General features: G+C 60.8%; 12 protein-coding genes and 2 tRNA genes. 4 read left to right on the top strand and 10 right to left on the bottom strand.

The features are described from left to right. The first annotated feature begins 42 nt into the window (after positions 1-42). Positions 43-657 carry a class I SAM-dependent DNA methyltransferase gene (locus NKI01_RS07660; RefSeq protein WP_245278607.1) on the top strand — a complete coding sequence of 205 codons (615 nt, stop codon included), beginning with the start codon at positions 43-45 and terminating at the stop codon, positions 655-657. Between the two features lie 202 nt (positions 658-859). Here the strand turns inward: NKI01_RS07660 and NKI01_RS07655 are convergent. The 10 genes from NKI01_RS07655 to NKI01_RS07610 all read right to left on the bottom strand — a co-directional run bounded on the left by NKI01_RS07655 (position 860) and on the right by NKI01_RS07610 (position 7,086). Beyond that, a tRNA-Phe gene (locus NKI01_RS07655) sits at positions 860-935 on the bottom strand. A gap of 375 nt (positions 936-1,310) precedes the next feature. After that, complete coding sequence (yacG, locus tag NKI01_RS07650) at positions 1,311-1,502, bottom strand: DNA gyrase inhibitor YacG (protein ID WP_023719447.1); 192 nt, start codon at positions 1,500-1,502, stop codon at positions 1,311-1,313. Then, positions 1,499-2,128: a Maf-like protein gene (locus NKI01_RS07645; RefSeq protein ID WP_023719446.1), complete on the bottom strand. Its 630-nt coding sequence runs from the start codon at positions 2,126-2,128 to the stop codon at positions 1,499-1,501. Before NKI01_RS07645 ends, yacG begins: the two co-directional genes overlap by 4 nt. 25 nt (positions 2,129-2,153) lie before the next feature. Continuing rightward, on the bottom strand, positions 2,154-2,372 hold the full coding sequence (gene infA / locus NKI01_RS07640; RefSeq protein ID WP_006200926.1) for a translation initiation factor IF-1: 219 nt from the start codon (positions 2,370-2,372) through the stop codon (positions 2,154-2,156). Positions 2,373-2,461: 89 nt separating this feature from the next. Beyond that, complete coding sequence (locus NKI01_RS07635) at positions 2,462-2,872, bottom strand: arsenate-mycothiol transferase ArsC (protein ID WP_023719445.1); 411 nt, start codon at positions 2,870-2,872, stop codon at positions 2,462-2,464. Between the two features lie 58 nt (positions 2,873-2,930). After that, positions 2,931-3,416 carry a UPF0262 family protein gene (locus NKI01_RS07630; RefSeq protein ID WP_023719444.1) on the bottom strand — a complete coding sequence of 162 codons (486 nt, stop codon included), beginning with the start codon at positions 3,414-3,416 and terminating at the stop codon, positions 2,931-2,933. Positions 3,417-3,418: 2 nt separating this feature from the next. Next, positions 3,419-4,711 carry a histidinol dehydrogenase gene (hisD, locus tag NKI01_RS07625; RefSeq protein ID WP_352962563.1) on the bottom strand — a complete coding sequence of 431 codons (1,293 nt, stop codon included), beginning with the start codon at positions 4,709-4,711 and terminating at the stop codon, positions 3,419-3,421. A gap of 4 nt (positions 4,712-4,715) precedes the next feature. Next, the gene (locus tag NKI01_RS07620) at positions 4,716-5,150 is read right to left on the bottom strand and encodes a DUF2948 family protein (protein ID WP_352482425.1); all 435 of its coding nucleotides are present in this window, start codon (positions 5,148-5,150) and stop codon (positions 4,716-4,718) included. A gap of 301 nt (positions 5,151-5,451) precedes the next feature. Further along, a complete protein-coding gene (gene murA / locus NKI01_RS07615) occupies positions 5,452-6,744 on the bottom strand; it encodes a UDP-N-acetylglucosamine 1-carboxyvinyltransferase (RefSeq protein ID WP_023719441.1) in 1,293 nt (430 codons plus the stop codon). Positions 6,745-6,903: 159 nt separating this feature from the next. Beyond that, on the bottom strand, positions 6,904-7,086 hold the full coding sequence (locus tag NKI01_RS07610; RefSeq protein WP_023719440.1) for a hypothetical protein: 183 nt from the start codon (positions 7,084-7,086) through the stop codon (positions 6,904-6,906). Between the two features lie 160 nt (positions 7,087-7,246). On the opposite strand from NKI01_RS07610, the gene NKI01_RS07605 reads away from it, so the two are divergent. The 3 genes from NKI01_RS07605 to NKI01_RS07595 all read left to right on the top strand — a co-directional run bounded on the left by NKI01_RS07605 (position 7,247) and on the right by NKI01_RS07595 (position 12,049). Further along, positions 7,247-7,321, top strand: a tRNA-Thr gene (locus NKI01_RS07605). A gap of 92 nt (positions 7,322-7,413) precedes the next feature. Next, positions 7,414-8,985, top strand: a complete 1,572-nt coding sequence (locus NKI01_RS07600; RefSeq protein WP_352962560.1) for a site-specific integrase — start codon at positions 7,414-7,416, stop codon at positions 8,983-8,985. A gap of 334 nt (positions 8,986-9,319) precedes the next feature. After that, on the top strand, positions 9,320-12,049 hold the full coding sequence (locus tag NKI01_RS07595; protein WP_352962557.1) for an SNF2-related protein: 2,730 nt from the start codon (positions 9,320-9,322) through the stop codon (positions 12,047-12,049). The last annotated feature ends 99 nt before the right edge of the window (positions 12,050-12,148 follow it).

The following is a 12,148-nucleotide window of genomic DNA, read 5'->3' as shown; positions in this document are numbered from 1 at the left end:
TCCGGCTACTATGCAGCTCTGTGGTCGGGTATCGAAAAGCCTTTGGTCGAACGTATTCTCCTGCCTGTCGGCGGGCCGAACCGGAAATGCCTGGACTTCGCATGCGGCACAGGCCGCATAGCAAATATCGCAGCTCCATTTTTTGGTGAAGTCGTCGGCGTTGACATCTCCCAATCTATGCTGGCTAGCGCACGGGTTCCGAAGAACGTGAAATTGGTCCGCGCTGATCTTACGTTCTCTCCGCTTGCCGAAAGGTTCGACGTGGTCACGGCATTCAGATTCTTCCTCAATGCTGAAGATGAGCTCAGGAAGGATGCACTGTCGGCCATCAGCGCGCATTTGAACGAAGGTGGATTGCTAATCTCGAATATCCACATGAATGCGACCTCCCCAATAGGGCTGGTCTGCCGCATTCTGAACCGTTATGCAGGAGGGACAGTCCGCCACACTTTGAGCATTAAAGGATACGAGCAGACGCTCATTGCAAATGGCTTTATTGTCGAGCGGATAGTTGGGTACGGTTTTTTGCCGCGACCCGGGAAATTGCTGCCAAGACTGTGCGAAATATTGATGGTGCCGTTTGAAAGGACCTGCGCAAGTGCCAGGATTCCGGCGGAGCTTGCGCAGAATTTCCTGGTGGTTGCCAGAAAGCGGTAAAGCCGGCGGGCACATGAAATTTGAAACCGAGCATTTGCCATGAGGCTGGTCTTTGTTGAAGTTCATGTCGCGTGGAGTTGCCGACAGTCGCAGGAAACCCTTGAAACTCAACGGTAACAGTTCGCAACACGGCGCGACATGAAATGCCGTAAGTCGCCAAGCTGGCGACACCGCAAGCCATTGACTTTATATGAGGAAGTAGTGGTGCCCAGAGGCGGATTCGAACCACCGACACGCGGATTTTCAGTCCGCTGCTCTACCAACTGAGCTATCTGGGCCTGCTCCGGCGGGCGGCAATCTGCACACCGGGTTCATGAAAGCGCCGTCGGCACCCCTTGAAAGCGCGTGGGTTATAGCACGGGAATCCGGCCTGTCCAGCGCTTAGAGCATGATCCCGAAAAGTGGAATCCGGTTTTCGGAAAAGATCATGCTCAAACAAAAAGCATGATCCCGAAAAGTGGAATCCGGTTTTCGGAAAAGATCATGCTCAGGCAAAACGCCAGAACCTGTTCCATCCGACTCTACCCGGATGGAACAGCTTCTGGACATTGAGTTCAGGCGGGAAGCGACAGGCAGTCGGCAAGGCCGATCATCGGTCACAATCGCGGCCGCGAAACCGTCCCGAGCTTGTGGAAAACTGCAGGCGGACGGCGCTATTTCTGGTGGTCGTCGTCGTCCTCGTCGTCGCGGCCCGGGATGACGTAGACGCCCTTCAGCCAGCGGTTGAGGTCGATGTCCTTGCAGCGCTTCGAGCAGAACGGGTAGGTTTCGCGCGCCGATGGCTTGCCGCATTCGGGGCAGGGCCGCTTGGGTCGCAGCGGCGTGACCTTGTCGTCCGGGCTCATATCCGCGCACCCGCCAGCCAGTTGACGTGTACCTTGAAGCCTTCGCCGCTCAGCAGCGCCACCGTCTCGTAGAGCGGCAGGCCGACGACGTTGGTGTAGGAGCCGACGAGCTTGACGACGAAGGCGCCGGCAAGCCCCTGGACGGCATAGCCGCCGGCCTTGCCGCGCCATTCTCCCGACGCGATATAGGCGTCGATCTCCTCGCGCGGCAGCCGCTTGAAGCGCACCCTGGTCTCGACCAGCCGCAAGCGCTGCTTGCCGCCCGGCGTGATCAGGCAGATGCCGGAATAGACCCGGTGCGAACGGCCGGACAGCAGCCCGAGGCAGTTGGCGGCATCGTCGAGCGTCTCGGCCTTGGGCAGGATGCGCCGCCCGACGGCAACCACCGTGTCGGCGGCCAGCACGAAGCTCGGCAGGTAGTCCGTCTCGGTTTTCAGCGAGACCAGCGCCTTCTCGGCCTTCTGCGTCGCTAGCCGCTTGGCCAGCGACCGCGGATGCTCCGCGCGCAGCGGCGTCTCGTCGACATCGGCCGGCAGCACGCGATCCGGCTCGATGCCGGCCTGCTGCAACAGCTCGATCCGGCGCGGCGAACCCGAGGCAAGCACGAGCTTCTGCAAAATGCCCATCGCGATCCCGGCCGGGTCCTTGAACTTACTTGAAGCGGTAGGTGATGCGGCCCTTGGTCAGGTCGTAGGGCGTCATCTCGACCAGGACCTTGTCGCCGGTCAAAACGCGGATGCGATTCTTGCGCATGCGGCCGGCCGTATGGGCGATGATTTCATGTTCGTTTTCGAGCTTGACCCTGAACATCGCGTTGGGCAGCAATTCCGTCACGACACCCGGAAACTCGAGGACTTCTTCCTTCGGCATTCGATACCTTTGCTTGGATGGGTACTTCCAGCGCCCCGGCCGGAAAGTTGCGCGGAACCTATATGATAAACGTCCGCTTGTGAACACGCTTAATCCGCGGCGTTTTCAGCCTCGTTGCCGAGAAAACGGCGGCCGATCCGCGCCTTCAGCCGCTCGCGCACGTCGCGATAGGCAGCCATGATCTGTTCGCGCGTGCCGCTGACGCCGGTCGGGTCGGGCATCGGCCAATATTCGACTTCGACGGCCAGCGAGCGGGTGAGTTCGAGCGCGGTGTGGTGGGCTTCCGGCGCCAGCGTCACGATCAGATCGAAATAATCGTCTTCGAGGTCGTCCATCGTTCTCGGGTGCCGTTCGCCGAGCGACAGCCCCTCTTCGGCCAGCACGGCATCGACGAACGGATCGCGTTCGCCGCCGCGCACCCCGGCCGAGGCGACGAAAGTGGTAGGCGGGAGCACCTTGCGCGCCAGCAATTCGGCCATCGGCGAGCGCACGGCGTTCATGCCGCAAACAAACAGGATCGAGCGGGGCAGGATCGAGCGGGGCAGCGGGGCGGCCAGTTTAACCTCGCCAGTGCAGCACGCAAACCAGCGTGAACAGCCGGCGCGCCGTGTCGAAATCGATGTCGATCTTGCCGGCAAGCCGGTCCATCAGCGTCTGCGAGCCTTCATTGTGCAGGCCGCGCCGGCCCATGTCGATCGCCTCGATATGGCTGGGCGTCGCGGTGCGGATGGCGTCGTAATAGCTTTCACAGATCATGTAGTAATCCTTGACGATGCGCCTAAGCGGCGTCAGCGACAGGATATGGGTGACCACGGCCGCGCCGTCCTCGCGCGCCACCGCGAACACCAGCCGGGATTCGGCCAGCGACAGTTTCAGTCGGTATGGCCCGGCACCGTCGTCATTGACCGGCTGGAAACGGTTCTCCTCGATCAGGTCGAAGATCGCCACCGCCCGCTCATGCTCGACATCGGGCGTCGATCGGCCGATCGTCTCGTCGAGCTCGACATCGATCAGCCTGGCGCGGGTTTCGTCGTAGTCGGACATTTCTACATGTTCAGCCGGATGGCGACGGAGCGTCCATGCGCATCGAGTCCTTCCGCCTTGGCCAGCGTGATCGCCGCCGGCGCCAGCGCCCGCAACTGTTCCGGCCCGAGCTTCAGGATCGAGGTACGCTTGACGAAATCGAGCACCGAAAGCCCGGACGAAAAGCGCGCCGAGCGCGCCGTCGGCAGCACGTGGTTGGAGCCGGCGACATAGTCGCCGATGGCCTCCGGCGTATGCCGGCCGAGAAACACCGCACCGGCATTGCGCATCCGCGCCAGGAAAGGCTCTGGGTCGTCGATGGCAAGCTCGACATGTTCGGCCGCGATGCGGTCGACCAGCGGCAGTGCTGCCTCGATCGTCGGCACCAGGACTATGGCGCCGAAATCGCGCCAACTCGCCGCCGCCGTCGCGGCGCGCGGCAGGTTCTGCAATTGGCGTTCAACCGCCTGTTCGACCGCGTCGCCGAAGGCAGGGTCGTTGGTGATCAGGATCGATTGCGACGACACGTCGTGCTCGGCCTGGGCCAGCAGGTCGGCTGCGATCCAGTCGGGGTCGTTGCTGCCGTCGGCGACGACCAGCACTTCCGAAGGCCCGGCGATCATGTCGATGCCGACCGTGCCGAACACCTGGCGTTTGGCCGCCGCGACATAGGCATTGCCGGGGCCGACGATCTTGGCGACGGGCTTTATCGTCTCGGTGCCATAGGCAAGGGCTGCGATCGCCTGGGCGCCGCCGACGCGGTAGATTTCGGAAACGCCGGCAAGGTCGGCCGCGACCAGCACCAGCGGCGGCACGTCGCCGCCGGAGGCTGGCACCACCATGGCAATGCGCTCGACGCCGGCGACCTTGGCCGGCAGGGCGTTCATCAGCACCGAGCTCGGATAGCTCGCCGTGCCGCCCGGCACATAGAGCCCGACGGCCTCGATCGCCGTCCAGCGCGAGCCGAGCTCGACGCCGGCGGCGTCGGTATAGCGATCGTCTTTAGGCAGCTGCCGCTGGTGATGGGAGCGGATGCGCTCGCGGGCGAATTTCAGCGCCTCGACCGTCTGCGGATCGGCTGCATCGTAAGCCTTGGCAATGTCATCCTTGGACACCGCAATGCCGAGCCTTGTCAGGTCGCCGCCGCCGAATTTCTGCGTGTAGGCGACGAGCGCCGCGTCGCCGTCGGCGCGCACCTTGGCGATGATCTCGCGCACCACGGCGTCGACGTCGGCCGAGACTTCCCGCTTGGTCAGCAGGAACGCGGCAAAGCGCTGCTCGAAATCGGCGTCGGACTGGCGAAGCGTGATGGCCATCGGCTCAGACCCTGTGGACCGGGCGCGACGTCGCTTCCCAGGCACCGCCGACATCGGCAAGCCGCGCCTCGATGCATTCGACATCGAGCATGATGGCGCCGCCTCCCGCAAAGATCAGCTCGACGATGCCGGCCGGCTTGTCTAGCGCGAGAAAGCTGATCGCCAGCAGCGACAGCACCTCGTCCGGTTTGTCGCGGGCAATGCCGCTGGTCTTGGCGGCGAGCACCCGGTCGAAATGCAGCACCGCTTGCCGCCGCTCATTGTGCTGGCGCAAGAAGCCCGATTTCGCCTCCCAGACGAAGCGGTTCATGGTCAGCACGAAGCGCTTGACCGAAGGCAGGTATTCGAGATCGCTGACCTTCATCACGGCATCCTGGACATGCGCCGAGATGATGCTCAGATCCTGATCGTCGAGCGCGACAAGCTTAAGGCCATTCATGCGGAATTCGCACCTGCGAGTTGACTATTCGACCTTCTGTTAGGCGGTCTTTCCGGCTCGTGCAACCGCACCGGAGGTCTTGGCCAGGCAATCGCCCCGGTCAGCGCCGCCCCTCGTCCGCCTGCCGGGACCTTCTCCCCGTATAGGGACGGGGAGAAGAGGCTGGCCGCAACCTCGGCACCCTCTCCGCAACGCTGGAGATTGGCGAAATCCTTCGCCAGGCGGTCCTTCTCCCGTCCCTATACGGGGAGAAGATGCCGGCAGGCAGATGAGGGGCGGCGCTGACCTGAGCCTGCTATCGTTACCCCGAAATGCGCTCGATCTCCGCGCCGCAGCCGGACAGCTTTTCTTCCAGCCGCTCGAAGCCGCGGTCGAGATGATAGACGCGGTTGACCGTGGTCTCGCCTTCTGCCGCAAGGCCGGCGATGACCAGCGACACCGAGGCGCGAAGGTCGGTTGCCATGACAGGCGCGCCCTTCAGCTTCGCCACGCCGTCGACGATCGCCGTCTGGCCGGACAGCGTGATGTGGGCGCCGAGCCGGGCGAGCTCCTGGACGTGCATGAAGCGGTTTTCGAAGATCGTCTCGGTGATGCGCGACTTACCCTTGGCCATCGTCATCAGGCCCATGAACTGCGCCTGCAGATCGGTCGGGAACGCCGGGAACGGCGCCGTCGTCACGTCGACCGGCGAAATGCCGGCGCCGTTGCGCCTGACGCGGATGCCGGAATTGGTCTGCGTGATCTCAGCACCGGTCTGCGAAATGATGTCCAGCGCCGTCTGCAACAAGTCGGGCCGCGCGCCTTCCAGCACGACGTCGCCGCCGGTCATCGCCACCGCCATCGCATAGGTGCCGGTCTCGATACGGTCGGGGATCACCCTGACGCGGGCGCCCGACAGCGCCTCGACGCCGTCGATGGTGATGGTCGCGGTGCCAGCGCCGGAGATCTTCGCACCCATGGCGTTGAGGCAGTCGGCAAGGTTGACGATCTCGGGCTCGCGGGCTGCGTTTTCGAGCACCGTCTCGCCCTTGGCCAGCGAGGCCGCCATCATCAGCACATGGGTGGCGCCGACCGAGACTTTCGGGAACACGTAGCGGTTGCCGACCAGCCGGCCGTTCCTGGTCTTGGCGATGACATAGCCGGTATCGACGTCGATGTCGGCGCCCAGCGCCTGCAGGCCTTCCAGGAAGAGGTCGACCGGCCGCGTGCCGATGGCGCAGCCGCCGGGCAGCGACACCTTGGCCTCGCCCATGCGGGCCAGCAGAGGGCCGATCACCCAGAACGACGCCCGCATCTTCGACACCAGCTCGTAAGGCGCCGTCGTGTCGACGATGTTGCGGGCGGAGAAATTGATGGTGCGCGAATAGCCCTCATGCTGCTTTTCGCGGCGGCCATTGACCGAATAGTCGACGCCGTGATTGCCGAGGATGCGGATCAGCTGCTCGACGTCGGCCAGATGCGGCACGTTTTCCAGCGTCAGCGTGTCGTCGGTCAAAAGCGCGGCGATCATCAGCGGCAGCGCGGCGTTTTTCGCGCCCGAGATCGGGATGCTTCCGGCAAGCTTGTTGCCGCCGACAATTCTGATGCGATCCATGAAGAGCGTCCCCTCGGCCGAAAAGCCGGTTTAAATCGGTTGAGTCAGTTGCGGCCCATCTAGACCATTGGCCGGCTTGGTTCAAGAAACAGGCTATTTCCCCGCGTTGGCCCACGATACCTTGGCCAAAATACCGGCGACCAACATAGCCGATTCGCGTTAATCCTTCTGCTTTGCCGCCTGCAGCCCGTCCGGCCGCTGGTCGGCCCCGCCGGTTCGCCGTGAGCGCGATTGCGCCTTGCGCTTCTGCAGATTGGCACGCAACTGCTCGGCCAGCCGGTCCTTCCGGCCAGCCTTTTTTGGTAGACCATCCTTGTTCGGAGAAATTGTCTTGTCGTTCATCGTCCCGTCCCCGGCCGGCGACCCGCCCGTGCGGATCAAGGGATAGCCAACATTGTGGCATGGCCATGTCCGGAACAATCGCCTGGTGCGGCCTTTCAACCCGTCTTTGTCTTGGCCTTGCGCTTGCCGGTTCGATATGGCAGAAGCCCCGCCATCGGCGGCTGCGGTAGCTCAGTGGTAGAGCACTCCCTTGGTAAGGGAGAGGTCGAGAGTTCAATCCTCTCTCGCAGCACCAGTTTATCCCATTGAAATCATTGAAGGCATTGACATGCAACGGTTTCTGTCCATTCTGACGTTACAAATGCCGTAACAAATCGGATGGAGTTGATGGCAGGTCGCGTTCGAAATCTCCTGAATCGGGACGGCCGCTATTTTGCGCGGCTCGTCGTCCCAAAAGAACTTCGGCCGTATATGGGCGGGAAGACCGAACTGCGAACAGCGCTCGGTCCCGACTACCGGACAGCCCTTAAGACACTGCCCGGTGCTGTCGCCGCCCTTCAGCACAAGATAGCACTTGGCGAGCGCCGCGCGATCGAGGCAGGCGAAAGGTCCATCACAATCGGCCGCTATCCACTTCTTCCACCCCAAATAGCCAGCCGGGACTATCGGATGCGGCTCGCCCACGATGAACTAATCCGGGCACATTATCATCAATATGCGGGCTTTGAGGTCGACTACGAGAAAGCTCGGCGCTTTCGCGATGGCTACTCGGGAAAGCTATCCGATGATGAGCTTGAACGGCTCGTCGGCGAGCCCATCGAGGAGTTCAAGTCTCTTGGCAATCATACAGCGACCAAAGGTAGCGTCGAATGGCGCCTGATCGCTCAGGCTCTTTGCGTCTCCGCCTACGAGGCCATGTCCCGGCAACACGAACGAAACGACGGTGATTTCAAGGGCGAGCCCTCACACCCGTTGCTAACAACTGCTCAACCGGCCGAGGACGACCGCCAGCCAGTTTCTCTCAAAGGTCTGCTTACTGACTACCTGGATGAGCGCGCCGCCGACGGCAAGGGCGGGGAGGCACGCAAACGCTGGACCCCTGTTTTCGCTAGCCTGTCCAAGTTCATCCGCCATAACGACGCCCGCAAGCTCACCAAGCAGAACGTTCTGGATTGGAAAGATGCGAGCCTGAAAACGCTCGCCAGCAAGACCGTCGGTGATGTGTATCTGGCATCCGTGCGCACGGTCTTGAAATGGGCGGTGAACAATGATCGGCTCGAAACCAACGTTGCGGAAAACGTTCGCATTAAGGTTTCGAAAAAGCAGCGTTCGCGCGAACAGGGTTTTACCCTGGACGAGGCGGTTGAGGTTTTGAAGGTCGCTCGCGACCATCAGCCGAAACATTCTGCCAACCCGCAGACGCGGGAAGCACCCGAAACGACTGCTGCAAAACGATGGTCGCCGATCTTGTGCGCCCATACGGGAGCGCGAATTGCCGAGATCACTCAGCTTCGGAAGCAGGACTTTCGCTATGAGAACGATGTGCCGGTAGTTCGCATCCGGCCCGATGCGGGTTCCGTGAAGGCGGGCAATTATCGCGATGTTCCATTGCACCAGCAGTTAATCGACCTGGGCTTTATGGATTTTGTGAATCGCGCGGCCGACGGCCCGCTCTTCTACCCGGCTTCCAAAAAGAAAGACGGGACGCTGCCGGCGCGAACCGTGGCAGGCAGGGTAAGTGACTGGTTGCAGGATAAGGAGGTCATCCCTGAAGGTGTGAGCCCTAGCCACGGTTGGCGCCATCGGTTCAAGACGGTTGGTCGTGAGATCGGCATTGCCGATCGGACGCTTGATGCAATCCAGGGCCATGCAGGACGGACCTCAGGCGACGACTATGGGGACGTGACAATCGCCGCGAAGGCGGCTGCGATTGCGCGGTTGCCGCGGTATGAATTCTGAAATCACAGCATTTGCAGCCTCGCCAGGACGAACGCCCCACCTGGTTCGATTGACCCAAATACATACCTAGCGGGCCAAATAGCCAGTCGTTGCGAAGAGCAACGAGGGTGCTCGAATCATGTATCACTAGGTTGCGATATTTTGAGCGGCTTAGTAGAAATCGCTGGGGCACCCTCGATCCGACTTTCGCGGTCTGATTCGAGTGAAATGAGGTTTGGGGAAACTTTTGGGTTCTTACACGCAAGTTCAGGGCCACTATCACAGCCATCGCATAACTTTAGATGGCTTTGAGCAAGACGCATTCACGCGGTCTCTGACAGCGGCGCGGGTCGAAATGAATCCGCACCAGGTCGAAGCCTCCTTGTTCGCTTTGAAATCACCGCTCTCGAAAGGCGTTCTTCTTGCTGACGAGGTAGGCTTGGGCAAGACGATCGAAGCTGGTCTCGTTATGGGCCAGAAATGGGCTGAACAGAAGCGCCGTATTCTTTTGATTGTCCCGGCCTCGCTGCGCAAGCAGTGGGAGCAGGAGCTGCGCGACAAGTTTTCGCTGCCGGCAACGATCTTGGAGTCAGCTACCTACAAGGTCTTGAAAAAGGAGGGGCGCGCCAAGCCGTTCCGCGATGCTCCTGGAATCATCATCTCAAGCTACGAGTTCGCGGCTCGATGCTCCGATGAACTCGCCTTGACGAAGTGGGACTTGGTGGTGTTCGACGAAGCACATCGATTGCGCAACGTCTACAAACCAGGTGCTCTTCGATCGAAGCTCTTGAAAGACGCTTTGAAGGATCCATTCAAGGTGCTGCTTACGGCTACGCCGCTGCAGAACTCCCTTATGGAGCTCTTCGGTATCGTTTCGATGATTGACGACAATCATTTCGGCGGCGAGGAAGCGTTCAAAACGCTCTACACTGGCGCTCGCGCCACGCCGGCGTCACTGGAGGCCTTGCGGGACCGCCTAATACCGGTCTGCTACCGCACGCTGCGCCGCCAGGTTCAAGAGGCCGGTCACATTAACTTCACCAAGCGGAACGCCGTAGTCTTCGATTTCGAACCGCCCAGCCTCGAGGTGCAACTCTACGAGAAGGTGTCGACCTTTTTGCAGCGCAAGGACACTATCTCTTATGGGGACCGTGCCAACCAACTCGTCGTGCTTCAGGTCCGCAAAATCCTCGGGTCATCGACTTTTGCCGTCACCGGATACCTCCGGTCGCTGATCGAACGTCTGGAGAAACGCCAGCGCGTCGACGAGACTGTCACCGACGACATCGAGACGATTGCGGAGATCGCCGAGGAGCTCGAGGACAAAGAGGATACTGAAGAACAAATCATTGACGCAGCCTTGTTGGCTGTCGAAGTGGACGAGCTTAAGTCGTTCCTGGCCCTAGCCGAGTCGATAGGCCAGAACGCGAAGGGCGAAAAGCTCCTCACGCAGCTTCCCGGCATCCTCGATGCAATCTCAAGCAAGGGAGGCCAGCGCAAAGCCGTGATTTTCACGGAGAGCGTTCGCACGCAGAAATACCTGAGCGAGCTACTATCGGCCAACGGCTACGACGGCCAGATCGTGCTTCTGAATGGGTCGAACAACGACCCGGTCAGCAAGTCTCTCTACCAGGCTTGGCGAGAAGATCATGCCGGCACGGACAGGGTTTCCGGGTCCCGGACTGCCGATATGAAAGCCGCAATTGTTGACGCCTTCCGTGGCAAGGACAAGGCAATCCTCATCGCAACAGAGAGCGGCGCTGAAGGTATCAACCTCCAATTCTGCTCGCTCGTGATCAATTTCGACCTCCCATGGAATCCGCAGCGCGTCGAGCAGCGCATCGGTCGCTGCCATCGCTATGGTCAGAAGATCGATGTCACCGTAGTGAATATGCTGAACCGCAAGAACCAGGCCGAGCAGCGGATCTACGAACTGCTTGCTCAGAAATTCAAGCTCTTCAGCGGCGTGTTCGGGTCAAGCGACGAGGTTCTCGGCACCATCGAACGCGGCGTCGACTTCGAGCAGCGCGTCCTGGGTATCGTCCAATCCAGCCGAACCGAGGCCGAAATCGTTCAGCAGTTCGATGCGCTGACAGCCACGCTTCAGGATCGCATCGATTCGGACATGCAGTCGGCGCGCGCTAAGGTGCTGGAGCATCTCGATCAGGATGTGGTCGCTCGGTTGAAGGGCCGCAAGGGTGAACTCGATAACGCCGTGGATGATTTCACACGGCGCCTCATCATTGTGGCCCAAGCTGAGTTGCCAAGCGCCAGGTTCCACGACGATGCGATTTTCCGGTTTGACTACGAAGGCAAGACCTGGACGACCAAATGGCCTGACGCCGACGACCATGACTGGCAGTTCTTTCGGCTCTCGGACGGTAATCTCGCAACCGAGATTGTCGAGACGGCTAAGGGACGAGATGAGCTTTCGAGCCCAACATCGGTGCTGTTCAACCTGGCAGCCTATGCGTTTCCCGGGCAGCTCGCCGACGTCAAGAATTTGGCAGGAAAGTCAGGCTTGCTGCGCGTCTCGAAGGCGCGGATTCAGACCCACAACTCAGCAAGGGAGGATCTTCTTCTGTCCTGTGTGACGGATGATGGCATTGCAATTCCCCCGGAAACAGCTGACCGCATGCTGATGGTTCCGTCAACAGCCCAGAAACTGGGGGCCCTCATTGATGCTTCGGGTCTTCAGCCCATCGAAGACGAGCAGTTTTCTGTCTTCTCGGATCGGGTGAAGAAGCAGAACTTCCGCTGGCTCGAGGAAGAGGAAACACGGCTCGACAACTATGCAAAGGACATCGAAATCGAACTCGATGCGCAGATTGGGGTGCTCGACGCTGAAATCAAGGGGCTGCGAAAGGAGCGCCGGTCGCCTGACGCGTCAATGGAGCAGAAGCTCGACCTCGGGCGCAAGATCAAGAAGCTGGAGGGCGAGATGGACGACCTGAAGCTCTCGAAACACGAGCGACGGCGCGACGTGCGCAAGCAGGTGTCTGACATGCTCGACGAGATCGCTGAAAGTCTGAACCGGCAGCCCAAGAAGGACCTGCTCTTCACCATACGTTGGTCGGTCCAATAGCGGTGTTTGATCGGCGTGGAGTTGCTTTAGAGGGGTTTGGAGCACTTCCGGTCGAGACTGGGTTCTATCTCGACTCCTACCCAGGTCCGGCCTGGGAGG

Source organism: Mesorhizobium sp. M0815 (assembly GCF_040319995.1).
Classification (GTDB): Bacteria; Pseudomonadota; Alphaproteobacteria; order Rhizobiales; family Rhizobiaceae; genus Mesorhizobium.
Note: the sequence above shows the minus strand (reverse complement) of the source record. Positions and strands in the feature narration are given on the sequence as shown.